The organism is Brachybacterium sp. UNK5269 (genome assembly GCF_049266655.1).
Taxonomy (GTDB): domain Bacteria; phylum Actinomycetota; class Actinomycetes; order Actinomycetales; family Dermabacteraceae; genus Brachybacterium.
The window spans coordinates 3,346,839-3,370,661 of sequence record NZ_CP184883.1; the positions used below are offsets into that span (position 1 = coordinate 3,346,839).

General features: G+C 72.4%; 21 protein-coding genes. 6 read left to right on the forward strand and 15 right to left on the reverse strand.

The genetic code is table 11. The features are described from left to right. Positions 1–6 precede the first annotated feature (6 nt). Positions 7–684, forward strand: a complete 678-nt coding sequence (locus tag ACOJUI_RS15495) for a hypothetical protein (protein ID WP_422115826.1) — start codon at positions 7–9, stop codon at positions 682–684. Here ACOJUI_RS15495 and ACOJUI_RS15500 read toward each other — a convergent pair. Next, a complete protein-coding gene (locus ACOJUI_RS15500) occupies positions 671–1,687 on the reverse strand; it encodes a zinc-dependent alcohol dehydrogenase (protein WP_422115827.1) in 1,017 nt (338 codons plus the stop codon). The two genes, ACOJUI_RS15495 and ACOJUI_RS15500, sit on opposite strands and share 14 nt — an antisense overlap. A 96-nt stretch (positions 1,688–1,783) precedes the next feature. Here ACOJUI_RS15500 and ACOJUI_RS15505 point away from each other — a divergent pair, with 96 nt between their 5' ends. Then, complete coding sequence (locus ACOJUI_RS15505; RefSeq protein ID WP_422115828.1) at positions 1,784–2,722, forward strand: LacI family DNA-binding transcriptional regulator; 939 nt, start codon at positions 1,784–1,786, stop codon at positions 2,720–2,722. A 4-nt stretch (positions 2,723–2,726) separates the two neighbouring features. On the opposite strand, the gene ACOJUI_RS15510 is transcribed toward ACOJUI_RS15505, so the two are convergent. Genes ACOJUI_RS15510 through ACOJUI_RS15520 form a run of 3 tightly spaced genes read right to left on the reverse strand, consistent with a single transcriptional unit; the run spans position 2,727 to position 6,018 of the window. Then, entirely contained in the window at positions 2,727–3,587 is an 861-nt protein-coding gene (locus ACOJUI_RS15510) for a sugar phosphate isomerase/epimerase family protein (RefSeq protein ID WP_422115829.1), read from the reverse strand. After that, on the reverse strand, positions 3,584–4,849 hold the full coding sequence (locus tag ACOJUI_RS15515) for a DUF993 family protein (RefSeq protein ID WP_422117683.1): 1,266 nt from the start codon (positions 4,847–4,849) through the stop codon (positions 3,584–3,586). The genes ACOJUI_RS15510 and ACOJUI_RS15515 overlap by 4 nt, the downstream gene beginning before the upstream one ends. A gap of 5 nt (positions 4,850–4,854) precedes the next feature. Then, complete coding sequence (locus tag ACOJUI_RS15520) at positions 4,855–6,018, reverse strand: Gfo/Idh/MocA family protein (protein ID WP_422115830.1); 1,164 nt, start codon at positions 6,016–6,018, stop codon at positions 4,855–4,857. 258 nt (positions 6,019–6,276) lie between these two features. Here ACOJUI_RS15520 and ACOJUI_RS15525 point away from each other — a divergent pair, with 258 nt between their 5' ends. Beyond that, complete coding sequence (locus ACOJUI_RS15525) at positions 6,277–8,541, forward strand: glycosyl hydrolase family 95 catalytic domain-containing protein (RefSeq protein WP_422115831.1); 2,265 nt, start codon at positions 6,277–6,279, stop codon at positions 8,539–8,541. Positions 8,542–8,625: 84 nt separating this feature from the next. Here the strand turns inward: ACOJUI_RS15525 and ACOJUI_RS15530 are convergent, their stop codons facing one another. The 7 genes from ACOJUI_RS15530 to ACOJUI_RS15560 form a co-directional block, all read right to left on the reverse strand. Next, positions 8,626–10,311, reverse strand: coding sequence for a ribonuclease J (locus ACOJUI_RS15530; protein ID WP_422115832.1), 1,686 nt, complete (start codon positions 10,309–10,311; stop codon positions 8,626–8,628). Positions 10,312–10,504: 193 nt separating this feature from the next. Beyond that, entirely contained in the window at positions 10,505–11,512 is a 1,008-nt protein-coding gene (locus ACOJUI_RS15535) for a dienelactone hydrolase family protein (protein ID WP_422115833.1), read from the reverse strand. Next, entirely contained in the window at positions 11,509–12,369 is an 861-nt protein-coding gene (locus tag ACOJUI_RS15540) for a sugar phosphate isomerase/epimerase family protein (protein ID WP_422115834.1), read from the reverse strand. The genes ACOJUI_RS15535 and ACOJUI_RS15540 overlap by 4 nt, the downstream gene beginning before the upstream one ends. 256 nt (positions 12,370–12,625) lie before the next feature. Further along, on the reverse strand, positions 12,626–13,123 hold the full coding sequence (locus tag ACOJUI_RS15545) for an SRPBCC family protein (protein WP_422115835.1): 498 nt from the start codon (positions 13,121–13,123) through the stop codon (positions 12,626–12,628). Beyond that, positions 13,120–13,467 (reverse strand): ArsR/SmtB family transcription factor, encoded by a 348-nt coding sequence (locus ACOJUI_RS15550; protein ID WP_422115836.1) that lies wholly within the window; start codon positions 13,465–13,467, stop codon positions 13,120–13,122. Before ACOJUI_RS15550 ends, ACOJUI_RS15545 begins: the two co-directional genes overlap by 4 nt. Before the next feature lie 168 nt (positions 13,468–13,635). Continuing rightward, positions 13,636–15,273, reverse strand: a complete 1,638-nt coding sequence (locus tag ACOJUI_RS15555) for an alpha-N-arabinofuranosidase (RefSeq protein ID WP_422115837.1) — start codon at positions 15,271–15,273, stop codon at positions 13,636–13,638. An 85-nt stretch (positions 15,274–15,358) separates the two neighbouring features. Further along, positions 15,359–16,888, reverse strand: a complete 1,530-nt coding sequence (locus ACOJUI_RS15560) for an alpha-N-arabinofuranosidase (protein ID WP_422115838.1) — start codon at positions 16,886–16,888, stop codon at positions 15,359–15,361. Positions 16,889–17,066: 178 nt separating this feature from the next. On the opposite strand from ACOJUI_RS15560, the gene ACOJUI_RS15565 reads away from it, so the two are divergent. From ACOJUI_RS15565 to ACOJUI_RS15575, 3 genes are read left to right on the forward strand one after another with little or no spacing between them, the layout of a single operon-like run. Beyond that, complete coding sequence (locus tag ACOJUI_RS15565; RefSeq protein ID WP_422115839.1) at positions 17,067–18,200, forward strand: LacI family DNA-binding transcriptional regulator; 1,134 nt, start codon at positions 17,067–17,069, stop codon at positions 18,198–18,200. Continuing rightward, a complete protein-coding gene (locus tag ACOJUI_RS15570; protein WP_422115840.1) occupies positions 18,197–19,000 on the forward strand; it encodes a thymidylate synthase in 804 nt (267 codons plus the stop codon). The genes ACOJUI_RS15565 and ACOJUI_RS15570 overlap by 4 nt, the downstream gene beginning before the upstream one ends. Positions 19,001–19,020: 20 nt before the next feature. Further along, positions 19,021–19,587: a dihydrofolate reductase gene (locus ACOJUI_RS15575; protein WP_422115841.1), complete on the forward strand. Its 567-nt coding sequence runs from the start codon at positions 19,021–19,023 to the stop codon at positions 19,585–19,587. A 27-nt stretch (positions 19,588–19,614) separates the two neighbouring features. Here ACOJUI_RS15575 and ACOJUI_RS15580 read toward each other — a convergent pair whose 3' ends face one another. The 4 genes from ACOJUI_RS15580 to ACOJUI_RS15595 are packed head-to-tail and all read right to left on the reverse strand — an operon-like array spanning position 19,615 to position 23,733. Further along, positions 19,615–20,547 (reverse strand): glycoside hydrolase family 43 protein, encoded by a 933-nt coding sequence (locus tag ACOJUI_RS15580; protein ID WP_422115842.1) that lies wholly within the window; start codon positions 20,545–20,547, stop codon positions 19,615–19,617. A gap of 5 nt (positions 20,548–20,552) precedes the next feature. Then, entirely contained in the window at positions 20,553–21,407 is an 855-nt protein-coding gene (locus ACOJUI_RS15585; protein WP_422115843.1) for a carbohydrate ABC transporter permease, read from the reverse strand. Further along, complete coding sequence (locus ACOJUI_RS15590; protein ID WP_422115844.1) at positions 21,404–22,468, reverse strand: carbohydrate ABC transporter permease; 1,065 nt, start codon at positions 22,466–22,468, stop codon at positions 21,404–21,406. The genes ACOJUI_RS15585 and ACOJUI_RS15590 overlap by 4 nt, the downstream gene beginning before the upstream one ends. Beyond that, complete coding sequence (locus ACOJUI_RS15595; protein WP_422115845.1) at positions 22,465–23,733, reverse strand: ABC transporter substrate-binding protein; 1,269 nt, start codon at positions 23,731–23,733, stop codon at positions 22,465–22,467. Before ACOJUI_RS15595 ends, ACOJUI_RS15590 begins: the two co-directional genes overlap by 4 nt. Positions 23,734–23,823 lie beyond the last annotated feature (90 nt).

Here is a 23,823-nt window from a genome sequence, read left to right on the forward strand (position 1 = left end):
GCGGCCATGACCCGTCCGGCCCCGGCATCCGATGCCGGGGCCGAGCGGCCTGTCCGCCCCGACATCGGCGCCCAGTACCCCAGCCGGCTGGTGCGGGCGCTGAGCATCCCGGCGGCGTTCTTCGCCGCCAACTGGGCGGCGCTGCTGCTGGCTCTGACCGTGGTGGGGACGGTGCCCGCCCTGATCGCCGCCACCCGCACCACCGTGGACCTGCACCTCCACGCCGACCGCGCCTTCCGCGAGACGCTGCGCCACGGCGCCCGCCTGCTGCGCCGGGACTGGGCGGCGTCGCTGGCGCTGTGGGCGATGCTGGCCGTCGGCGTGGGCAACGCCCTGATCCTCACCGACCTCGCCGCCGGCGGCACCCGGGTGCTGCTGGTGGGCATGGCCCTGCCGCCGACCTGGCTGGCCGTGGCCTTCCTCAGCGCCTATGTGGTGGTCGGTGCGAGAGCGGAGCCCACCGCCGCGCGGGGCACCGTGGCCCGGGCAGCGCTGATGCTCGTGCTCACCCGGCCGCTGCGCGCACTCGCGGTCCCGGCGGTCATCGTCGCGGTCTCGCCGCTGTGGCTGCTCGCGCCGCTGACCATCGCCATCGGCCTCAGCCTGCCGCCGTTCCTGGTGGCGAAGGTGTGGGACGAGCCCGGCGCCGACGCGCGCGCCGGGCACCGGATCACTCGAAGGTGACCACGACCTTGTCCGCGGCCCCCGGGGTGCGGGCGAGCTCGAGGGCGTCGAGGGCCCGGTCGAAGGGCACGGTGTCGCTGACGATCAGCGCGTACTTCTCCCAGTTCTCGACGAGGTCCTCGGTGACCTCGAAGATCTCGGTCGGATAGCCCATCGACCACACCAGGTTCAGCTCGGTGGTGAGGATGGCGCCGAAGTCCAGCTCGACCGGCTGGTGGTGGACCGCGACGATCCCCAGGGTCGCTCCGTGCTTGGCCATCTGCGTCACCGACTGCGGCACCACCGCGGCGCCGGCGGCATCGAGGTAGATGTCCGTCCCGGGGCGCATGCCGCTCACCAGGGGGCTGGACGCGTCGCCGTGCAGCTCGACCAGCCGGGCGGCGACGTCCTCCTGCGAGGAGTCGATGACGGCGTCCGCGCCGACCGCCAGGGCCGTCTCGAGCCGACCGGGCTGCAGGTCCACGACGACGATGTGGGAGGCACCGCGACGCCGATAGCCGAGCACGGCCCCGAGGCCGATCGGGCCGGCCCCGAAGACGACGACCTTGTCCCCCTCCTGCGGGTTGGTGCGGTTGACCCCGTGATAGGCGACGGCCATCGGCTCGTTCAGCGCGGCGACCTCCCAGGGGACGTGCGCAGGGATCACCTTGAGCTGACGCCCGAGCTCGGCATCCTGGACCAGGACGAGCTCGGAGAGCGCGCCCTGGGCACCCCCGGAGCCGAGCAGTCCGTCGGTGAAGGCCATGGTGTCGATGACGACGTGGTCGCCGACCATGATGCCCTCGACCTCGGCGCCCACCTCGACGACCTCCGCGGCGGGCTCGTGGCCGAGCGGGGTCGCTCCCTGGCGGGGTGGGATGCCGCCGTACCGGGCGTACATCGCATCGGACCCGCAGATGCCGCAGGCCTTCATGGCCAGCAGGACGTCGGTCGGTCCGCAGGTGGGGGTCGCGACCTCGACCCAGTCGACGGTGTCGACGCCGGTGACATGAACGGAACGCATGATGACTCTCCTCGTTGAGACGCTGATGGAGGTCACTAAATCGAATTAGTGGCCGCGTGTCCCAGAGTACCCTGCGAGGTGCCGGAGGGAGGGCCGATGACCGATCGTCGCGTGACGCTCAAGGACGTGGCCGCGGCCAGCGGGGTCTCGCCGGCCACGGTCAGCTTCGTGCTGAACCGGACGGCGGGGCAGACCATCTCGGCGGCCACCCGACAGCGGGTCGAGGCGGTCGCCGATCGGCTCGGATACGCCCCCCACGGCCTGGCGCGCGCACTGCGCGAAGGCTCCAGCCGCGTGGTCGTCCTGCGGGTGGATCGCACCGACGGCGGCAGCAGCCTGCACGGCTTCGTACGAGGGATGCGGGAGGAACTGGCGTCGCTCGACCACGCCCTCGTGGTCCATGCGGTTGAGGGGGCGCCGGCAGGTCCGGACGAGGACCTGGACCGGGCCCTGGCCGGTCTGCGCCCGCACGCGGTGCTCGACCTGGTCGGCGCCTATGCCCAGGAGGAGGCGGCCGACGGCGGCTGGGTCGACGGCCTGGCGGCGCACTCCCGCACCCAGCTCGAGCACCTCGTCGACCGCGGCCACCGGCACCTCGCACTGGCGCTGCCCGAGCGGGTGCAGCCGGACCGGGTCCGCACCGCTCGTCACCGGTACGCCCTCGCCGCGGCCGAGCGCCTCGGCCTGCCGGCCCCGAGGGAGATCGTCGTCCCGGCCGATGCGCGCCGCGCGGCCGGCGTGCTCTCGGCGCTCCAGTCCGCGGCGCCCCAGGTCTCCGCCGTGGCAGGCTTCGACGACGAGACCGCGCTGCGGGTGCTCGCCGCCCTCAGCGACCTCGGCCTGAGCGCCCCGGCGGACCTCGCCGTGATCGGCTTCGACGAGGGGCGTCACGCCGCCCTGTGGCGCCCGGCGCTGACCACCGTGCGGATCGAGGCGGAGACCTTCGGCCGTCGGGCGGCCCGCTCGGCGCTCGGCCTCGAGCTCGGCGACTGGTCCGTGGCCCCGTCCGCGGTGGTGCGGCGGGAGACCGCCTGAGCGGTCAGGCGTGGGGCAGCACCAGCTGCTCGAAGCGCTCGGCGATGATCCGGATCGACTCGGCCACCGGCGTGGCCCAGACGTCCTCGTTGAAGATCTCCACCTCGATGTCGCCGCGGTAGCCGGCGTCCCTGATCAGCGTGGTGATCGCGGGGAAGTCGACGAAGCCGTCCCCCATGTAGCCGCGGGAGAACAGCGGCTCGGCCGCGAGCGGCAGGTTCCAGTCGCAGACCTGGTAGGCCAGCAGCCGGTCCGCCTCGGCCGCGCGCCGGATCGCGCCGGCGAGCTGGGGGTCCCACCACACGTGGTAGGTGTCCACGACGACGCCGACGGCGGGGCTGCCGACCTGCTCGGCGATGTCGAGCGCCTGGTGGGTGGTCGAGAGCACCGAGCGGTCGGCGGCGAACATCGGGTGCATCGGCTCGAGGGAGAGGGTGATGCCGGCGGACTCCGCGTAGGGGGCAAGCGCCGCAATGCCCTCGGTGACCCGTCCGCGGGCGGCGACGACGTCCTTGTCCTCCCGGCTGAGGCCGCCGACGACCATCACCAGGGTGGGCGCGCCGAGCGCGACGGCCTCGTCGATCGCCCGCCGGTTCTCGTCGAGTGCCGCGGTGCGCTCGGCCGCCGGCGCCGCGGTGAGGAAGCCGCCGCGGCACAGGCTGCTGACCCGCAGTCCGGCGTCGTCGGTGCGGCGGCGCAGGGCGTCGCGGCCGATCTCCTCGACGTCCTGGCGCCACAGGCCCACCGCCTCGATGCCGGCGGCGGCGGTCGCCTCGAGGAACTCCTGGATCCCGGTGGTGCGGCAGGACCAGCGGTTGATCGACAGCCGCGGGGTGCCCTCGGTCTCGGGGACAGGGGTGTTCATGCGCTCGCTCCGTTCGGGACGTCGTAGCCGGCCAGGCGCAGCATCGCGTGCCAGCGCTCGGCGGCGAGCTGGGGGTCCTCGAGGTTGCCGGTGGTGGCCGCCAGCTCGATGATGCGGGAGAGGTGGGGGAGGCTGCGCGCGGAGTGCAGGCCGGCGATCATGGTGAAGGCCGGCTGGTGGCCGTTGAGCCAGGCCAGGAACGCGACGCCGGTCTTGTAGTGGAAGGTCGGCGCGGAGAACACGTGGACCGCCAGCTGCTCGGCGGCGTCGAGGATGCGCCGCGCCTCGGCGACGTCCCCGGCGTCGAGCGCCTGCACCGCGGCCGACGCCGCCGGGGCGGTGACCGAGAAGGCGCCCAGCAGCGCATGGGAGAACTCCCCGGCCCCCAGGGTCCCGTCGGCCGCCGCGCGGGTGCCGTCGCCGACGATGAGATGGGAGAAGTGGAAGTCGTCGCCGGTGAGCATCTGGACGCCCTCGGGGAGGCGCTCGCGGACGGCGACCTCCGCCGCGGCGTCCAGCAGGCTCATCTTCACGCCGCGGATCTTGGCGGGGTCCGCCTCGATGATCCGCAGCAGGGTCTCGGCGGCGACCGCGGTGTCCGTGGAGCCGAAGTAGCCCTCCAGCTGGGGGTCGAAGGCGGTGCCCAGCCAGTGCAGCACCACCGGCTGCTGCGCGGTCTCCAGCACGCGGCGGTAGACCTGCTCGTAGTCGGCGGCGGAGGCCGCGACCCGGGCGAGGTGGCGGCTGGCCATCAGCACCGCGCCGGCGCCGGTGGCCTCGGTGGCGGCGAGCTGCTCACGGTACGCCTCGACGATCTCCTCGAGGCTCAGCTCGTGCTCGCTGCGCTGATCGGTGGAGACCCCGGCGACGACGAGGTCGCGCACCTGGGCGTCCGCGGGGAACAGGGCGGCGTACTGCGGGTCGGCGAGCGCTGCGCGGGCGGCGTCCGCGGTGCGGGCGATCAGCTCGCGGGTCGCCACCGGATCCAGGCCCATGTTGCGCTGGGCGGTGTCCATCGCGTCGGCGACGCCGAGGCCGCGCGACCACATGGCCCGGCGGAAGGCGAGGGTCGCCTCCCAGTCGATGTCCGCCGGCGCGCCGGGGGTGTTGTCGCCGTGGACCGTGGGCACCACGTGCACCGCGGCGTACACGGTGCGCGAGCGCAGCGGCCCCGTCGGCGGCGCGAAGCCGGTGGCTTCCTGCAGCGGGATGCGGCGCAGGGAGCCGTCCGCATCCAGCAGGGTCAGCTGCAGGCTCTCCAAGGCGCTCACACCTCCGTCAGCGGGTCGAGGGCGATGCGGCGGCCCTCCTCGGAGCTGGCCAGACCGGCCTCCGCCAGGCGCACACCGCGGGCCCCGGAGAGGAAGTCGTAGGGGTAGGGGCGGCCCTCGACGTAGTGGCGCAGGAAGTCCTCCCACTGCACCTTGAAGCCGTTGTCGAAGCCGTCGGGGCCGGCGTTGTCGGGCACCTCGATCCAGTCGGCGTAGTAGTCGTGGCCGTCCTTGACGTCGGGGTTCCACACCGGCTTCGGGGTCGCCTCGCGCGGCTGGATCCAGGCGCCGTGCAGACCCACGACGGCGGAGCCGAGCGTGCCATCGACCTGGAACTCCACCAGCTCGTCGCGGCGCACGCGCACGTCCCAGCTCGAGTTCATCTGCACCACGGCGCCGCCCTCGAGGCGGAAGACGCCGTAGGCGGCGTCGTCGGCGGTGGCGGTGTACGCCTGGCCGTTCTCCTCCCAGCGCTCGGGGATGTGGGTGGCGGTCTGGGCGTAGACGTCGACGATCCGCCCGAAGAGCTCCTCGATCACGTAGTTCCAGTGCGGGAACATGTCCGCGACGATGCCGCCGCCGTCCTCGGCGCGGTAGTTCCAGGAGGGACGCTGGGCGCTCTGCCAGTCGCCCTCGTAGACCCAGTAGCCGAACTCGCCGCGCACGGAGAGGACCTCGCCGAAGAAGCCGGAGTCGACCAGGCGGCGCAGCTTGAGCAGGCCGGGCAGGTAGAGCTTGTCGTGGACGACGCCGTTGACGGTGCCGGCCGCCTTCGCGAGCCGCGCCAGCTCCAGGGCGTCCTCGAAGCTCTCCGCGGTGGGCTTCTCGGTGTAGATGGCCTTGCCGGCCGCGATGGCCTTCTTGAGGTTCGCGACCCGCAGGTTCGTCACCAGCGCGTCGAAGTAGATCTCGTGGTCCTCGCTCGCGAGCGCCTCGTCGACATCGGTGGTCCAGTCCGTCAGGCCGTGGCGCGCGGCGACCGCGGCCAGCTTCTCCTCGTTGCGGCCCACCAGCAGCAGCTCGGGCAGCAGGCGGTCCCCGTCGGCGAGCTCGACGCCGCCCTGCTCCTGGATGGCCAGCAGCGAGCGCACCAGGTGCTGGCGATACCCCATCCGTCCGGTGGCGCCGTTGACGATGATCCCGATCCTGCGTGTGGCCATGTGGCTGCTCCTGTGTCCGGGCGATCCCGTCCCGCGTCCCTGCGGGCGGCAACCGCTTTCCTCCGCTGTAGTCAAGCATACCGGCCCGTAGCGGGCAAGCACTCCCCTCCTCGCGGCAACCACGGGCAAGCGATTGCCCGCGGCGGGCATCCGGCACTAGTAACGTGACACACCGTCCTCGGACGGTGTGCTCGAGGACGGCGCAGCGGAGCGAGGACGCCCCGCTCGTCTCCCGCCGCCGACGAAAGGCCCTCTCTCGTGACCTCTTCCCTCCTGCACCGCGACGGTGCGGCCGGCCGCTGGCTCGAGGCCCTGCCGCTCGGCAACGGCCGGCTCGGCGCCATGGTCTGGGGCGACCCCGCCCGCGCCCGGTTCTCCCTGAACGAGTCGACGCTCTGGTCCGGCTCCCCCGCCGCGGCCGACCCGCACCGGACCGGGCGCCGCGACGCCTCCGAGGCGCTCGCCCGCTCGCGCAGGCTGTTCGAGGCCGGCTCGGTGCCCGAGGCCCAGGCCGAGATCGAACGGCTCGGCGCCGCCTGGTCCCAGGCCTACCTGCCCGTCGGGGACCTGGTGCTGCGTCCCGCCGCGGATGCCGGAGAGGGCCCGGCCGTCCCCGAGCGGGTCCTGGACCTCCACCATGGCGAGCACGTCGTGCGGGTCGCCGGCGCTGAGCACCTCACCTTCGTCAGCCGCGCCGACGAGGTGCTCGTCCACACGGCCCCCTGGGCGGAGGGCGAGGACGCGGTCCTCGACTTCGACTCCCCGCTGGTGGAGGAGCGCCGCCTCACCGCCGCCGACGGGCTGACCCTGCTGCTGCGGGCCCCGTCGGACGTCCCCGCCGGCCAGTTCCGCCGCACGGAGCCGCTGGCCTGGGAGCCCACCGGCGCCGGCCGCGCCGCCGTGGTGGTGCGGATGCGCCGCGAGGCCGGGCGGCTGCTGCTGGTGTGCGCGATCGTCACCACCTGGCAGGGCCTGGGCGAGATACCCGACCGCGATCCCGACCAGGCGCTCGCGGAGGCCGCCGCGCAGGCCGAGGCCGCCCTCGCCCGCGGGGCGGAGGAGCTGCACCGTCGTCACCGCGCGCATCCGCTGCCGGGCGCCCACGACGTCGCCCTGGAGCTGACCGGGTCCGCGCCGGCGCAGCTGCTGTCCACCGCCTTCGCGTACGGCCGCTACCTGCTGGCCTCCTCCTCGCGTCCGGGGCTGCCGCCCGCGACCCTGCAGGGCCTGTGGAACGACCGGCTCGAGGCGCCGTGGTCCTCGAACTACACGCTGAACATCAATCTGGAGATGAACCACTGGGCGGCGGGCGTCGCCCACGTGCCCGCGGCCGCCGCGGCCCTCGAGGACTACGTCGCGCTGCTGCGCCGCACCGGCCGCGACACCGCCCGGCGCCTCTACGGGGCCGACGGCTGGGTCGCCCACCACAACTCCGATCCGTGGGGGTACACGGAGCCGGTGCGCGGCGAGCCCTCCTGGTCGACCTGGCCGATGGGCGGGCTGTGGCTCGAGCGGGAGCTCGACTCCCTCGCCGCCTTCAGCGGCGAGAGCGCCGAGGCGATCGCCGAGCGTCGCTTCCCGGCGCTGCGGGAGGTGGTCGCCTTCGCGCTGTGCCTGCTGCACGAGAGCGCCGACGGCCACCTGGTCACCTTCCCCTCGACCTCCCCGGAGAACCTCTGGCGGACCGCCGACGGCACCGCGGTCTCCCTCAGCGAGGGCACCGGCATGGACCGCTGGCTGCTGCGGGAGAACGTCCAGCACCTGCTCGAGGCCGCGCGCCGGCTCGGGCGGCAGAAGGATCCGGTGGTCAAGCGCGCCGCGGCGGTCCTCGACCTGGTCCCCGGCCCGCGGATCGGTGCCGACTCCCGGGTGCTGGAGTGGCACACCGACGCCCTGGAGGAGGTCGAGCCCGACCATCGGCACGTCTCCCACCTGGGCTTCCTCTACCCCGGCGATGGGCCGGTGGGGAAGGACCTGGAGCGCGCCGCGATCGCCTCGCTCGAGGCCCGCGGGGACGAGGCCCGCGGGGACGAGGCCACCGGCTGGTCGCTGGTGTGGAAGGCGTGCCTGTGGGCGCGGCTGCGGCGCGGGGACCGGGCGCAGGCGCTGCTCGAGCTGTTCCTGCGCCCCGCCGAGGCGGAGGACGGCACCGAGCGCAGCGGCCTCTACCCGAACCTCTTCTCCGCCCATCCCCCGTTCCAGATCGACGGCAACCTCGGCATCGTCGCGGCCCTGGCCGAGTGCCTGCTCCAGAGCCATCGCGGCGAGATCGAGCTGCTGCCCGCGCTGCCGCCGCTGATGGCCGACGGCTCGGTGCGGGGCCTGCGGGCCCGGCCGGGCATCGAGGTCGACATGAGCTGGAGCGGCGGGGAGCTGACCGCCCTGTCGCTGCGGGCCGTGGGCCCCGGCGCGCTCGGCGCCCACCGGGTGCGGCTCGGGGAGCAGACTCTGGCCGTGACGCTGATCGACCAGCAGCCGGTCGCGGTGGACCTCACCGCGCTGCGCGTGGCCGCCCTGCGCTGAACGGGCGCCACGACGAGGGACGGCCGGGACGCTCACGCGATGCGTGGGCGTCCCGGCCGTCCCGGCGCTGGTCAGGCGCGCTGATCAGGCGTCGACCACCACGGCCATGACGGCCGGCTCGCGGCGGTAGGTGCGGCGGAGGTAGCCGCTGACGGCGTCGACGATGATCGCCTCGAGCGCCGCGATGTCGTCGATCTTGTCGTCCTTGGCGCGCTGGAGCGCCTTGGTGACCTGGGCCGAGGCGCCCTCGAAGGTGCGATCGTCGTGGACGAAGCCCTTGGTGAGGAACTCGAGCGGCTCGGTGGGCTGGTTGGTCTTGGGGTCGATCAGGGCCACCACGGTGACCACGCCGCCGCCGCTGAGCAGGCGGCGCTCGGCGAGGGTGTCCTCGGTGGCGGTGCCGATGGTCTGCCCGTCGACGTAGACCAGGCCGGCGTCGACCTTGCCGGTGATCGTGGCGCGACCGTCGACCAGGTCGACGGTGACGCCGTCCTGGCCCAGCACGATCCGGTCCTCGGGCACGCCGGTGCGGCGCGCGAGCTCGGCGTTGGCGTGGAGGTGCTTGGACTCCCCGTGGACCGGCATGACGTTGCTGGGGCGCACGATGTTGTAGCAGTACACGAGCTCCCCGGCGCTGGCGTGCCCGGAGACGTGGACCTTCGCGTTGCCCTTGTGGACGATGTTCGCGCCGAGATCGGTTAGCTTGTTGATGATCCCGTAGATCGCGTTCTCGTTGCCGGGGATCAGCGAGCTGGCCATCAACACGGTGTCGCCCTCGCCCACCCGGATCTGGTGGTCGCCGTTGGCCATGCGGGCCAGCGCGGCCATCGGCTCGCCCTGGGAGCCGGTGCAGATCAGGGTGATCTTGTGGTCCGGCATCGACTGGATCTTGCGGAAGTCGACGACGAGGCCCTTGGGGATGTTGAGGTAGCCCAGGTCGCGGGCGATCCCCATGTTGCGCACCATGGAGCGGCCGACGAAGGCGACCTTGCGGCCGTTGGCGTGGGCGGCGTCGAGCACCTGCTGGATGCGGTGCACGTGGCTGGCGAAGCTGGAGACGATGATCCGCCTGGGCGACGAGCTGAACACCTGGTCGATCGCGGGGGTGAGGTCGCGCTCGGACATGGTGAAGCCCGGCACCTCGGCGTTCGTGGAGTCGGTGAGGAAGAGGTCCACACCCTCCTCACCGAGGCGGGCGAAGGCCCGCAGGTCGGTGATCCGGTCGTCCAGCGGGAACTGGTCCATCTTGAAGTCGCCGGTGTGCAGCACCAGTCCGGCGCCGGTGCGGATCGCCACCGCGAGGCTGTCGGGGATGGAGTGGTTGACCGCGACGAACTCGAGGTCGAACCCGCCCATCTTGCGACGGTCCCCGGCCTCGACCTGGATGGTCTTCGGGGTGATGCGGTGCTCCTTGAGCTTGGCGGTGATGAACGCCAGCGTGAGCTCCGAGCCGATGACCGGGATGTCGGCCCGCTCCTTGAGCAGGTACGGCACACCGCCGATGTGGTCCTCGTGGCCGTGGGTCAGGACGATGCACTCGATGTCGTCGAGGCGGTCCCGGATCGAGGTGAAGTCGGGCAGGATGACGTCGATGCCGGGCTGGTGCTCCTCGGGGAAGAGGACGCCGCAGTCGACGATCATCAGCTTGCCGGCGTACTCGAAGACCGTCATGTTGCGGCCGACCTCGCCGAGGCCTCCCAGCGGCGTGATGCGCATGCCGTGCTTGGGCAGACGCGGGGGTGCGGAGAGCTTGCGGACGGGCGAAGGCATGAAGTGGTACCTATCGTTGGAGGGTCAGGGTCTCAAGGGCAGGGTGTCGCGCGCGACGCGGGGGTCGCAGCGGCGTTCACACCCTTCAACCTACGGCAGATCGGCGCGAGAACCACGCCCGGACCGGATCTGCCACGGTTTCTCACACATGTTCGGGCGTGGGGCGCGCCGTCGGCGCCGCACGGGCGGCGGCTCAGGACAGTCTCTGCAGGAGCGCGTCGAGCGAGGCCTCGGCGCGGAAGGCGTGAGCGCCGTCGGTGACCACCAGCTCCGGCGGGGCCCCGCCCTGCTCCTCCCAGGCCGGCCCGAGCTGGGCGAACGCCGCCCGGGTGGCCTCGATCGGGAAGATCGGGTCCCGCTCCCCCGCCTCGAGCAGCAGCGGACGCGGGGCCACCAGCGCCGCGATGCCGGCCATCTCGAGGTCCGGCAGGAGTCCCGGGACGATGTTGCAGGGGCAGTGGCTGATCGCGCACAGGCTCGCCTCGAAGGTGCAGAAGTAGGTCGCGACCAGCGCTGCGGCGATCGACGTGTCCACCGCGGCCAGCAGCAGGCTCACCGCTCCGCCGCCGGAGCCGCCGGCCACGGCGACCCGCTGCGCCTCCACGCCCGGGACCTGCCGCAGCGCGGTGACGGCGGCGCGGGCGTCGGCGACCCGCCGCCCCAGCACGGGCCGGCCGCGCAGCAGGTGCCGGGCCGCGTCGATGGTGCAGGAGCTCTCGCCCGGCTGATACGGCGCGGCTCCGGCGGGGCGCGGGACGCGGCGCCGGCCGAAGCTGATCATCTCCGGGCAGAGCACGGTCACGCCGGCCGCCACCAGCTTGTGGGCGAGGCCGTCGTGGTACTCGTCGGTGGGGTCGGTGCGCACGAGGTCGTCGATGCCGCGGCCGTGCCCGGCGATCAGCACCACCCCGGCGCCGGTGGCCGCCTCGGGGGCCGGGCGCAGCAGGAAGGCGGGGATCTGCTCGCCCTCCGCCGTGCGCAGCAGCACCTCGGCGGGCTGCGCATCGGCGGGCGGGAGGCGGTCGAGGGTCGCGGCCTGCTCGGCAAGGGCCGCCGGAAGGCCCAGCAGCGCTCGCAGCCGCCGACGGCGCTGAGCAGGGCTCGCGGTGTCGGTCAGCGCGGCACCCGGCCCGGCGGTCCACTCGATTCCCGGCCCAGAGGTCCGATCGTCGCCCGGCCCGACGGTCCGCTCGTCGCTCATGCCGATGCGGAGCCGCCGCTCACGGCGCGCTCGAGCCGCGCGGAGACGTCCGCGAGCACCTCGTCGACGGGCCGCTCGGCGAGGTCCTTGAGGAACGGCTCGACCTTGACCGGTCCGCTGTAGCCGGACGCCCGCACAGCCCCCATGAAGCTCTCGAGGTCGATCACCCCGGTGTCGAAGGGCAGGCGCCGGTCGAGGTCCTGCTGCTCGTCCCGCTCGCGGTCGTCCCGGGCGTCGTTGATGTCCACCGAGACGATGTCGGCGTCGGTGAGCCCGGCCAGGTCCGCCGCGCTCTCGCCGGCGGTGTACCAGTGATAGCTGTCCAGGATCAGGCCGACGTTGCTCGCCCCGGTCTCGGCGATCAGCTCGCGGGTCTCGCGCAGCGAGTGGATGAAGGGGAAGCGCTCGACGGACCAGAACGTCTTGGGGCCGATGTACTCCAGGCCGAGCCGGATCCCGGCGTCGGCCAGCAGCTCGGCGACCAGCGCGAGCCGCCCCACGTGGAGTCGCCAGTTGGTGCGGTGGTCCCGCGCCTGGTGCATCGGGCGGATCCAGGTGCCGATCCGGGTGACCCCGGCGGCCCGCAGCAGCTCCAGGGCGGAGGGCAGCTCCACCAGCGCCTCGCGGAACTCGGCGGCAGGGGCGTCGAGCGGGACGGGCAGCCCGGCCAGGCCCCATTCGAGTCCGCGCTCGCGCACGGCGGCGGCGTGCTCGGCGACGGCTGCGGTGCCGCCGAGGGTGGCGAAGTACCCGGGATCGGGGTCGACGCCGCCGAAGCCGTGCTGGGCGGCGAGATCGATCGCCGTGGGATGGTCCAGGGAGAGGCCGAGGGCGCCGGCAGAGAGGTTCGAGAACATCCCCTCAGCTTAGGCGCCGCGGCCCTCCCGGTGGTGACCGCGACCACATCGCGGGCCGGGACCCGGCCGCCTCCCGGCACCGCGCTCGGCAGCCTGCCGCCGCCAGGCCCGGAAAGGTGCCACCTGAGCGGTACCTTTCCGGGCCAGGCCGGACAGGCGCCAAGCCTCGACCCGCCGGGCTCGAGAAGGTGCCACCTGGGCGGTACCTTTCGGCGCCAGGCCGGCCAGGTGCCGCGCCCGGAGCGACAGGGCCGGATCAGGCCTCCACGGCGCCGTCGGCCAGCAGCGCGTCCAGCGCGGCGTAGCCCTCGTCGATGCCGACGTCCATGCCGGACTCGAGCATGCCGTTGCGGCCCTCGAAGGAGTCCAGCAGGGACTGGCTGTGCATGCGGGTCCAGCCCCCGCCGAGGTCCTCGAAGCGCATGGTGTCCAGGGAGACGCCGTCGGGCCAGCCGTCATAGGTGAAGGTCTGGACCAGCCGCGTCTCGGAGACCTCGTGGAAGCAGCCGTGGAAGGAGTACTCCCCGTCCGCGTCGATGTTCGTGAAGGCATAGGAACCGCCGGTGCGGGCGTCCCAGTGGTCGATGCGGGTGGAGACGCTCTTCGGACCCACCCACGCCGCGAACAGCTCGGGGTCCATATGGGCCCGCACCAGCTGGGCGGGCGTCGCGCGGAAGTCCCGGGTGATGCGGATGATCGGGAGGTCGGGGTCGGCCTCGATGGTGGCCGTGGTCAGTCGATCGGTGGTGGTCATGACGGACGCTCCTCGGAGTCGGTGCTGTTCAGGGTGCGCAGGACGTCGTCGAGACGGGACATGCGGGCCTCGGCGGCGATGCGATGTCGGTCGATCCAGCAGGTCAGCTCCCCCAGCACCTCGGCTTCGAGATGGACGGGGCGGCGTTGGGCGTCGCGTCGGCGGGAGACGAGCCCGGCCGACTCGAGGACCGCGAGGTGCTTGCTCACGGCCTGGAGGGACATGGCGTAGGGGGCGGCGAGCTCGCCGACGGTGGCGTCACCGAGGGTGAGGCGGGCGACCAGGTCTCGCCGGGTGGGGTCGGCGAGGGCCGCGAAGGCCCTCGAGAGGATGTCGTCGTCCATACCTCCCTTTCTCAACCTTTGGGTTGACAACGATGACGCTACGCCTCCTCGTCACCGTCGTCAACCCCTTGGTTGACTACCGCGGCGGACGGCGCCGAGGCAGGTCCGCGCATGACGAGGGCCGGCCCCGGGCGAGGACGCCCGGGACCGGCCCTGACCGGGCTGCGCTCAGCCCAGCTGCAGCTCCACCGTCACGAAGGAGTGCGGCGGCAGGTCGATCTCGAGACCCCGCTCGTGCTCGCGCACCGCGTCCAGGGCGCGCGGGGCGACCGCCTCGGGCTGCTCGGGGGTGTTGTGCGCCGCGGTGCTCGCGCCGGTCAGCACGCGGGCGCTGTGCCCGGTCACCGCGCGGCCGCGCAGGTCGAGCACCAGGGTGCGGGCCTCGGCGGCATCGAGGTTCGACAGCGACACCAGCGCGGTCTGCCCGGTGGTCGAGGCCGAGGCGGAGATCATCGGCAGCTCGCGTCCGTCGACCTCGGCCGGCGCCTCGGGCAGCAGCACGTGCGCGGCGAGGGCGGAGGCGTCCTGGTGCCCGGCGTTCATGGCGAACACGTGGTACGTCGGGGTGAGCACGAGGGCGCCCGAGTCGGGATCGGTGAGGATCATCGCCTGCAGCACGTTGACGGTCTGGGCGATGTTGGCCATCAGCAGGCGGTCCGCGTGGCGGTGGAAGCCGTCGAAGTGGAGGCTCGCCACGAGCGCGTCGCGCACGGTGTTCTGCTGGTACAGGAAGCCGGGGTTGGTGCCGGGCTCGACGTTCCACCAGGTGCCCCATTCGTCGAAGACCAGGCCGACCTTCTTGTGGGGGTCGTAGTGGTCCATGACGGTGGCGTGCCGGGCCACCAGCTCCTCGGCGAAGGCGGCCCGCGACAGCGTGCGGTACCACTCCTCCTCGCTGAACTCGGTGGCCGAGCCCTTGTCGGCCCAGGGGCCGGACATCGTGTAGTAGTGCAGCGAGATCGCCTGGAACGGGCCGGGCCGGCCGTCCTTGCTCTCGAGGTTGGTGGCGGCGCGCATGAGCGCCTCGGTCCAGGAGTAGTCGGAGTCGCTCGCGCCGGCGGCGATGCGGGTGACCTCGTTGCCCGCGTGGTCGCGCACGTAGGTCGCGTACTGGCGGGCGAGCGCCGCGTAGTCCTCGGCGCGCATGTTGCCGCCGCAGCCCCAGGCCTCGTTGCCGATGCCGAAGAACGGCACCTTCCACGGCTCGTCGCGGCCGTTGCGGCGGCGCAGGGAGGCCATCGGGGAGTCGTCGGCGCGGGTGAGGTACTCGATCCACTCGCTCATCTCCTGCACCGTGCCGGAGCCGACGTTGCCGTTGACGTAGGCCTCGGTGCCCAGCAGCTCGACCAGGTCCATGAACTCGTGGGTGCCGAAGGAGTTGTCCTCGACGATGTCGCCCCAGTGGGAGTTGACCATCCGCGGGCGCTCCTCGCGGGGCCCGATGCCGTGCTTCCAGTGGTAGTCGTCGGCGAAGCAGCCGCCGGGCCAGCGCAGGTTGGGGATGCGCAGGGCGCGCAGCGCCTCGACCACGTCGTCGCGGATGCCGCGGGTGTTCGGGATCTCGGAGTCCTCGCCCACGAAGAAGCCGCCGTAGATGCAGCGGCCCAGGTGCTCGGCGAAGTGGCCGTAGAGGTGGCGGCTGATGGTGGCGCCGGGCAGGTCGAGGTCGATCACCACGCGCGCGGGACCGTCGGTGCGCGCGGCCGACGGGCCGGTGGACCCGGTGGGGGCGTCGCCGGGGCTGCTCGCGCTGAGCGCGGAGACGAGGCCGGTGGCGAGGGTGGGGGCGGGTGCGGAGTCGGTCATGGGGTCTCCTGGGACGGGGCGGGGGTGTTCAGGGGAGGGCGTCGGGGCCCGGTCGCGTGACCGGACCCCGACGCCGGCGGTCAGCTCAGGCGGCGGTGCGGCGCAGGCGCAGGACCGACCAGGAGATCGCGGGCAGCTCTCCGCGCAGGCGGCCGTCCTCGACCACGACGGTGTCGTTGACCTGCGGGGCGACCGTGTCCGGGGCGTCGGCGCTGTTCGCGGCGTAGGGGTCCTCGTGGTGCAGGGTGAGGGCCTCGACCAGCTCGAGCTCCCCGAAGCCGCCGGCGGCGAGGTCCACGCCCAGGCTCAGCGACCCGGAGGCGTCGCGGTTGACGACGAACAGGGCGAGGTCGCCGGACTCGTCGTCCCAGGTGGCGACCGCGTCGGCGGAGGAGCTGGAGCCGAAGCGCTGGTTCTCGAAGCGCGGCGCGTCGATGTTCACCTGCAGCACCTCGCCCTTGGCATGGCGGGAGGTCAGCGCGAAGGGGTGGAAGGTGGTCTGCTTCCAGGCCCGGCCACCCGGCTCGGTCATGATCGGCGCGATCACGTTGACCAGCTGGGCGAGCGAGGCGGAGGCGACGCGGTCGCTGTGCCGCAGCAGGGAGATCAGCAGGTTGCCGAACACCACCGCGTCCTGGGCGCTGTAGATGTCCTCCAGCAGCACCGGGGCCACCGGCCAGTCGTCGCCGCTCGGCGGGCGGGACTCGGCGCGGTGCTGGTACCAGACGTTCCACTCGTCGAAGCTGATCATGATCCGCTTCTCGCGCTTGAGCTTGGCGCGCACATGGTCGGCGGTGGCGACGACGGCGTCGATGAAGTGGTCCATGTCGTCGGCCGAGGCGAGGAAGGAGGCCTGGTCGTCGTCCTTCTCGGAGTAGTAGGCATGGGCGGAGACCATGTCCACGAAGTCATAGGCCTCGGTGAGCACCGTGTTCTCCCAGGCCCCGAAGGTGGGCATGGCCGAGCTCGAGGAGCCGCAGACGATCAGCTCGAGGTCCGGGTCCTCCATGCGCATGGCGCGGGCGGCCTCGGTGGCCACGCGGGCGTACTCCTCGGCGGTCTTGTGGCCGATCTGCCAGGGGCCGTCCATCTCGTTGCCCAGGCACCACATGCGGATGCCGTGGGGCTGCTCGGCGCCGGTGTTGGCCACGCGCTGGTCCGAGAGGTGGGTGCCGGCCGGGGCGTTGGCGTACTCGAGCACATCCAGCGCCTCCTGCACTCCGCGGGTGCCGAGGTTCACCGCGTACATCGGCTCGACCTCGGCCTTCTTCGCCCAGGTCATGAACTCGTCCAGACCCACGGTGTTGGGGTCGGAGGAGTGCCAGGCCAGGTCGTGGCGCACCGGGCGCTGGTCGACGGGGCCCACGCCGTCCTCCCAGCGGTAGCCGGAGACGAAGTTGCCGCCCGGGTAGCGCACGGAGCTGACCCCGAGCTCGCGGGTGAGCTCGAGGACGTCGGTGCGGAAGCCGTGCTCGTCGGCCGAGGGGTGGTCCGGCTCGTGGATGCCGGTGTAGACGCAGCGGCCGAGGTGCTCGACGAAGGCGCCGAAGGTGCGGCGGCGCACGGGGGCGACCCGGAAGGCGGAGTTCAGGGAAAGGGTGACCTGCGAAGACATCAGTGTCGGTGTCCTTCTGGAGAGGGGGTCGATGCGCGCGGCGGTGCGGCGAACCGATCTACAACGTTGGAATAAGCCTGACATGACGCCGGTCACTCGTCAACACCGCAGGCGCCCCGATCCGGGTCGACCGCGCGAGGCCGCTCGATCCCCCGCGTTCGATGAGACAATCGGCCCTATGCCCCCGACCTCCTCCTCGCCCCAGCGCCGGCGTCCTCCGGCGCTGCGCGATGTCGCCGAGCTCGCCGGGGTCTCGATCAAGACCGTATCGAACGTGGTCAACGATTACCCGCATGTCCGCGCCGAGACCCGCGAGAAGGTTCGCGAGGCGATCCTGCAGGTCGGCTACCGCCCCCAGGTCGCCGCCCAGCAGCTGCGCACCGGCGCCAGCAAGGTCATCACCCTGGCGGTGCCGTCGCTGCGCTTCTCCTACTTCTCGGACCTCTCGCAGCACTTCATCGACGAGGCCCAGCGGCGCGGACAGACCGTCGTGCTGCACTCCACCTCGGGTGGCCCGGAGGCCGAGCGCACCGTGCTCGAGGGCTTCAACCGCGTGCTCGGCGACGGGGTGATCTTCAATCCGCTGATGCTCGAGGAGAAGCTGTTCGCGCAGATGACGCGCACCCCGCAGCCCACCGTGTTCATCGGCGAGCACCTGCCGGACACCCTGCCCGAGGGCAGCGATTACGTGCGGATCGACAACGTGGCCGCCGCCTTCGACGCCACCGCGCACCTGCTGTCCACCGGCCGCCGCCGCATCGCCTTCGTCGGCGCGATCGCCACCGCCCAGGGCCTGCAGCCCCACAGCTCCGGCTCCCTGCGCCGAGACGGCTTCCTGGCCGCGCTGCAGGCGCACGGCCTCGGCGCCGAGGACGGCATGGTCCAGGTGGTCCAGGACTGGCACCGCCCCGACGGCTTCGCGGGCGCCGCCGAGCTGCTCGCGCGCCATCCGGACGTGGACGGGATCGTGTGCGGCAACGACGACCTGGCGATCGGCGTCCTCGCCCAGCTGCGGCGACTGGGCCGACGGGTGCCCGAGGACGTCGCCGTGATCGGCTACGACGACACCCCCGACGCCCCGTTCACCTCGCCGCCGCTGACCACCATCTCCCCCGACAAGGAAGCCCTCGCCCACAGCGCGCTGGACCTGCTGACCGAGCGCATCCAGGGCCACGACGGGCCCCCGCGCGTGGTGGAGACCCCGTACTCGCTGGTGGTGCGGGAGTCCACGGAGCGCGCGGCGAGCGCTGCCGCCGGCGCCCCCTCCCCCGTCTCCGCCCCCTCCCCCGAACTCGAGGAGCTGACCCCGTGACCATCCCGACCCCCTACGAGGACCTGCTGCGCGAGGTGATGGAGCAGGGCCACGCCAAGGGCGACCGCACCGGCACCGGCACCCGCAGCCTGTTCGGCAAGCAGATCCGCTTCGACCTGGCCGCGGGCTTCCCGCTGATCACCACCAAGCGGGTTCACCTCCGCTCGCTGGTGGTCGAGCTGCTGTGGTTCCTGCGCGGCGAGACCAACGTCGGCTACCTGCACGAGCACGGGGTGAGCATCTGGGACGAGTGGGCCGACGAGAACGGTGACCTGGGCCCCGTCTACGGCCGGCAGTGGCGCTCCTGGCCCACCCCGGACGGCGGCGTGATCGACCAGATCACCGACGTCGTCGAGCGGATCCGCACCGACCCGGACTCCCGCCGGCTGATCGTGACGGCCTGGAACCCGGCCGAGATCCCGAAGATGGCGCTCGCCCCCTGCCATGCGCTGTTCCAGTTCGAGGTGCATGACGGCAGACTCTCCTGCCAGCTGTACCAGCGCAGCGCCGACCTGTTCCTCGGGGTGCCGTTCAACATCGCCAGCTACGCCCTGCTCACCCACATGGTCGCCCAGCAGACCGACCTCGAGGTCGGCGAGTTCATCTGGACCGGCGGCGACTGCCACATCTACGACAACCACGTCGAGCAGGTCGCCCGGCAGCTGTCCCGCGACCCGTTCCCGTACCCCACGCTGCGCATCGCGCGCCGGCCGGACTCGATCCTCGACTACCGCCTCGAGGACTTCGAGATCCTCGGCTACCAGCACCACCCGGGCATCAAGGCGCCGGTGGCGGTGTGAGGGACCGGGCCGACGACGCGATGAGCACCCCGTCCCCCACCGCCGGACCCGGCCCCGCCCCGGGGGCCGAGCGGCCGCGCGTGGGCCTGATCTGGGCGCAGGCACGCGGCGGCGTCATCGGCGCCGGCGGCACCATGCCCTGGCACCTGCCGGAGGATCTCGCCCACTTCCAGCGCACCACTTACGGCTCCCCGGTGGTGATGGGCCGGCGCACCTGGCTGTCCTTCCCCCCGCGGTTCCGCCCGCTGCCCGGACGCACCAACATCGTGATCACCCGCGACGACGGCTTCGCCGACCACGGCGCGGTGCGCGCCCTGGACCTCGCGGACGGCCTGCGGCTCGCCCGCGAGGCGGCCGCGGGCGGGCCCGGGGCGACCCTCTGGGTGATCGGGGGCGGCGCCGTGTACCGCGAGGCGATCGCCGCGGCGGACCTGCTGGTGGTCACCGAGATCGACCTCGAGGTCGACGGGGACACCACGGCCCCGGAGATCCCGTCGGCCTTCTCCCTCGCCGCCTCCGATCCGGATGCGGGCTGGCACGAGGCCAAGAACGGCCTGCGCTACCGGATGCTCACCTACACCCGCTGACAGCGACCGCAGCGCCGGCCGGAGGCCTCACCCGCCCAGGCGCCGCCCCACCCGCAGGCTCGGCGCGACCGGGTCGACGAGGAGCTCCCGCAGGTGCATGTACCGCCCGGTGCGGGCCTCGTCCCAGGCGTGGAAGACGATCACGTCCTGCCCGTCCGGGCCGAGGGTGCAGGAGTTGTGGCCCGGCCCGATGAACTCGTCGTCGCTCCGGAGCAGGACGTCCGCCCCGTCCTCCGGCACCGTCCACGGCCCACGCGGAGAGGTCGCCCACGCCCAGGCCGTGCGGTAGCCCGCACCCTGCCAGGAGCCTCCCGACCACGTCATCAGCAGCCGCCCGCCGCGCGCCACGACGTGCGGACCCTCGAGGGTGTGCCAGTCGAAGGTCCGGCCGTACATCTCCCGTCGCCGCTGATAGATCTGCCAGTCGGCATAGGGCGCGAGCACGCTCACGGGCTCCCCCAGCTGCGTCGGGCTGAGCAGCGGCGCGGCCGCCAGGTGGGTGCCCGGCCGCGCATGCTCGAGCACGTCACGAGCGAAGAACAGCCACCAGGTGCCGTCCTCGAGACGGCACGGTGAGGCGTCGATCGCGAAGCGCTCGTCGGGGGTCAGCACCACGCCCTGGTCGTGGAACGGACCCTCCGGCCGGTCCGCCCGCGCCACCCGGATCCGGTGCCCGCGGTCACCGTGCCCCACGGAGTAGTACATCCACCAGGCCCCGTCGCGCTCGCAGACCTCGGGCGCCCAGTAGGAGTCACCGGCGTCCGGGGGCAGGGCGTCCAGGACCTGCCCGATGCCGTGCCAGGTCACGAGATCCGGGGAGAGCGCCGCGGGCACCGCCCGCCCGTCCACGACGGGACCGGTCCCGTAGGCGATCCACCCGTCCCTCGTGCGCACCACCGCCGGATCGGCCAGCGGCGTCGCCCAGGCCGGTCGCGCCGGCCCGCTCTCGGCCCTGCTCATCGCGCTCACCCCTTCAGCCCGGTCGCCGCGATGCCCGCCACGAGGTAGCGCTGCAGCACGAAGAAGACGAGCAGCACGGGGATCAGGCTGACCGTCGCCGCCATGAACAGGCCCCCGTAGTCGAAGGTCTGGGCGGTGAGGAAGGACGACAGGTAGATCTGCACCGTCATCGCGTTCTGCCCGTCACCGGCCACCACCAACGGCCACAGGAAGGCGTTCCAGGAACCGATCAGCCCGAGCACCGTCAGTGCCGAGGCGAAGGGGAGGGTGTTGGGGAAGACGATGCGGAAGAAGGTGCGGAAGAACCCGGCGCCGTCGATGTAGGCCGCCTCCTCGATCTCGCGCGGGAAGTTGACGTAGAACTGCCGGAACAGGAACACGTTGAACGCGCTGAACAGGCCGGGGACGATCAGGCCCTGCAGGGTGCCGATCCAGCCCAGCGACGCCACGATGATGAAGTTCGGCACGAACGCGGTGGTCGCGGGCACCAGCAGCACCACGATCACCAGCATGAACATCGGCTTCGCCGCCCGGTTCGGGATGCGCACGAGCGCGTACCCGGCGAGCGAGGCGATGAGGATCGACAGCGAGGTCGACACCACCGCCATGATCGCCGAGTTCATCAGCGCCTCCAGGTAGCGGGGGTCCGAGAGCAGCTCGGGCACGCGCTGCCACTGCGGTGCGCTCGGCCAGAGGACGAAGTCCTGGGAGTAGATCTCCTCGTTCGTGGACAGCGCCGTCTTGATCATCGCGTAGAAGGGGAGGAGGAACACGAGCGCGAGGAACGAGGCGACGGCATAGCGCAGCACCACGCCCGCGCCGCCGCGCCGCTGGCCGACGATGTTGAGCTGAGCGTTCACCGCCCCACCTCCGCCCCGGTCGTCGGCGTCTCCTCCGCGGCCGGGACCGTCCCGGCCGTCACCGGCGCTCCACGGCGCGGGCCGCGCCGCCGCCGGAACCGACCCTTGCCGCTGTCGTCGTCGGATCCGAAGCCCACCAGCCAGGTCTGCAGCAGACCGGCCACCACCATGATGGCCGTGAGCACCAGCGCGCCGGCCGATCCCCGGCCGAAGTCCTGCTGCGGGCCGAGGGCGATGTTGTAGAGGTACACCAGGGGCGGCCGCGTCTCGGGATTGTTGCCGGTGAGGTTGTAGAACTCGTCGAAGGCCTGGAAGGCCGCGATGAGCAGGAGCAGCAGCACCGCCGCGGAGGTGGTGCGCAGCTGCGGGAGCGTGATCAGGCGGAACATGCGGAAGCCCCCGGGGCTGAGCCCATCGACCGCCGCCGCCTCGTACAGCTGGGCGGGGATCGCCTGCAGACCGGCGAGGAACAGCAGCATGTAGAAGCCGACCTGCAGCCACAGCCGCACCGAGACGAGCACGATCCACCAGTACGGGGATGCGGACAGCCAGGTCGAGATCGACTCCATCCCCAGCACGCCCAGCAGCTGGTTGACCACACCCGACTCGAGGCCGTTGAACAGCGACAGCCTCCACACCACGCAGGCCACCACGTAGCTGCACGCCGTCGGCAGGAAGAACACCGAGCGGAAGAACATCTGGAACCGGGGCAGACCGTTGACCAGCACCGCGAGCCCGAGCGAGGCGGCCATCGTCGTCGGCACGATGAACAGCGCGAAGACGATGAACGTGCGCAGCGACTGCAGGAACGCCGTGTCCACAAGGAAGCTGCGGAAGTTGTCCAGCCCGATGAACCGGGTGGGCAGCACCGTGCCACGAGCTTCGAACAGGCTCAGCGTGCCGCCCCAGAGCAGCGGGAGGATCGTGAAGACGAGCAGCCCGATGAGGAACGGGGCGAAGAACAGCCAGAACGCGAGTCCGCTCCCCTTGATCCGGGTGGGGCCGCTGCGACCGGTGGCGGCGCCTGACGCGGCGGTCCGCGGCGGTGCCGACGTGCTCACGAGCTGATGGCCCGGTTGCTGGCCTCCTCCGCCGCCGCCAGCTCCTCGGCCGGGTCGGCGCCGTTCTTGAGGATGTTGCTGACCGCATCGGCGTGCGGGGTCCCGATGTCACCGGTCCACTCGGGCGGACCGGTCACGCCCATCTCCTGGGCCATGGTGGCGATCTCCAGCCCGTTGCCCTCCTTCAGCGCCTCGGCCTGCTCGGCGACCGCGGTGAGCGGCGGGATGTGGAAGCCGTAGCTCAGGGCCCAGTCGGTCTGGTGCTCGGTCTGGTCGACCCAGAGCCACTTGGCGAACTCCTTGGCCGCGTCGACCTTCTCGCTGTTTCCGGCGACCTGCTCGTTCCAGCTGCTCATGATGGTGATCCGGCGGCCCTCGGCGCCGACGGCGGGATGCGGGAACACCCCGATGTCGTCGAGCGCACCCTCGAGCGCCGGCAGCGCCCAGCAGCCGCCCCAGGTGATCGCGGCCAGTCCTGCGGCGAACGCCGCCGGATCCGCCCAGTCCGACGGCGCCCCGGTGAGCAGCACGTCGTCCTTGATCATCTGCTGGATTGCGCCGAGCCCCTCGGCGTAGGCGGGGGTGTTGTAGCCGACGGCGTCCTTGGCGTCGTTCAAGGGGGACGCGCCCGCGGCCCAGATCATCGCCCAGGAGTTCGCATCGAAGTTGTTGCCCAGGAACAGCCCCTTCCGGTCCGGGGTGGTGAGCTCGGTGGCCGCGGCGACCAGGTCGTCGAAGGTCTCGGGGGGCTGGATGCCCGCCGCCTCGAACAGGCTCTTGCGGTAGTAGAAGTGCTGGGGGTCCAGGATCATCGGGATGCCCCAGATCTTGCCGTCGATCGTGACCGGACCCAGCGACGCCTCGTTGAACTGGTCCTTGATCGGCTCGATCAGATCGGTGAGGTCGACGTAGCGGCCCTGCTGCGCCTGGTCGACGGCGATCGCGTTGTTCTCGAAGACGTCGACCCCGCCGCCCGAGAGGAGCGCCGTGGAAAGCCGCGCCGCGTAGTCGCCCGTGACCCAGTTGACGTTCACCGTGGCCGCCTCGTAGGCGGCGGCGTAGGTGTTCGCAGCGTCCTGCGTGCCCTCCTCGCCGTACTGGTGGTACCACTGCGAGAGGGTGTCGCCCCCGCCCCCGCCGCCCCCGTCGGTGAGGCCGCCGGTGTTGCCGCCGCAGGCCGCCAGGCCGCCGCTGGCCAGTGCCAGCCCTCCGAGGCCGAGCGCCGCACGCCGAGAGGGACGGGGAAGCTGCTTCTTGACGGTCATGACCATCTCCTTCGAGGGTTCATTGCGCCGCGACACTGCGGCGTCCGAGGAGTCTAACGTTGCACTGCGTGAGCAGCATCACAATGACGC

Coding starts and splice junctions, on each gene's coding strand:
- ACOJUI_RS15580 (WP_422115842.1), bottom strand. CDS start 20,547: ATGAGCAGGGCCGAGAGCGGGCCGGCGCGACCGGCCTGGGCGACGCCG.
- ACOJUI_RS15540 (WP_422115834.1), bottom strand. CDS start 12,369: ATGTTCTCGAACCTCTCTGCCGGCGCCCTCGGCCTCTCCCTGGACCAT.
- ACOJUI_RS15560 (WP_422115838.1), bottom strand. CDS start 16,888: ATGTCTTCGCAGGTCACCCTTTCCCTGAACTCCGCCTTCCGGGTCGCC.
- ACOJUI_RS15530 (WP_422115832.1), bottom strand. CDS start 10,311: ATGCCTTCGCCCGTCCGCAAGCTCTCCGCACCCCCGCGTCTGCCCAAG.
- ACOJUI_RS15500 (WP_422115827.1), bottom strand. CDS start 1,687: ATGCGTTCCGTTCATGTCACCGGCGTCGACACCGTCGACTGGGTCGAG.
- ACOJUI_RS15505 (WP_422115828.1), top strand. CDS start 1,784: ATGACCGATCGTCGCGTGACGCTCAAGGACGTGGCCGCGGCCAGCGGG.
- ACOJUI_RS15550 (WP_422115836.1), bottom strand. CDS start 13,467: ATGGACGACGACATCCTCTCGAGGGCCTTCGCGGCCCTCGCCGACCCC.
- ACOJUI_RS15545 (WP_422115835.1), bottom strand. CDS start 13,123: ATGACCACCACCGATCGACTGACCACGGCCACCATCGAGGCCGACCCC.
- ACOJUI_RS15595 (WP_422115845.1), bottom strand. CDS start 23,733: ATGACCGTCAAGAAGCAGCTTCCCCGTCCCTCTCGGCGTGCGGCGCTC.
- ACOJUI_RS15555 (WP_422115837.1), bottom strand. CDS start 15,273: ATGACCGACTCCGCACCCGCCCCCACCCTCGCCACCGGCCTCGTCTCC.
- ACOJUI_RS15565 (WP_422115839.1), top strand. CDS start 17,067: ATGCCCCCGACCTCCTCCTCGCCCCAGCGCCGGCGTCCTCCGGCGCTG.
- ACOJUI_RS15520 (WP_422115830.1), bottom strand. CDS start 6,018: ATGGCCACACGCAGGATCGGGATCATCGTCAACGGCGCCACCGGACGG.
- ACOJUI_RS15510 (WP_422115829.1), bottom strand. CDS start 3,587: ATGAACACCCCTGTCCCCGAGACCGAGGGCACCCCGCGGCTGTCGATC.
- ACOJUI_RS15495 (WP_422115826.1), top strand. CDS start 7: ATGACCCGTCCGGCCCCGGCATCCGATGCCGGGGCCGAGCGGCCTGTC.
- ACOJUI_RS15575 (WP_422115841.1), top strand. CDS start 19,021: ATGAGCACCCCGTCCCCCACCGCCGGACCCGGCCCCGCCCCGGGGGCC.
- ACOJUI_RS15535 (WP_422115833.1), bottom strand. CDS start 11,512: ATGAGCGACGAGCGGACCGTCGGGCCGGGCGACGATCGGACCTCTGGG.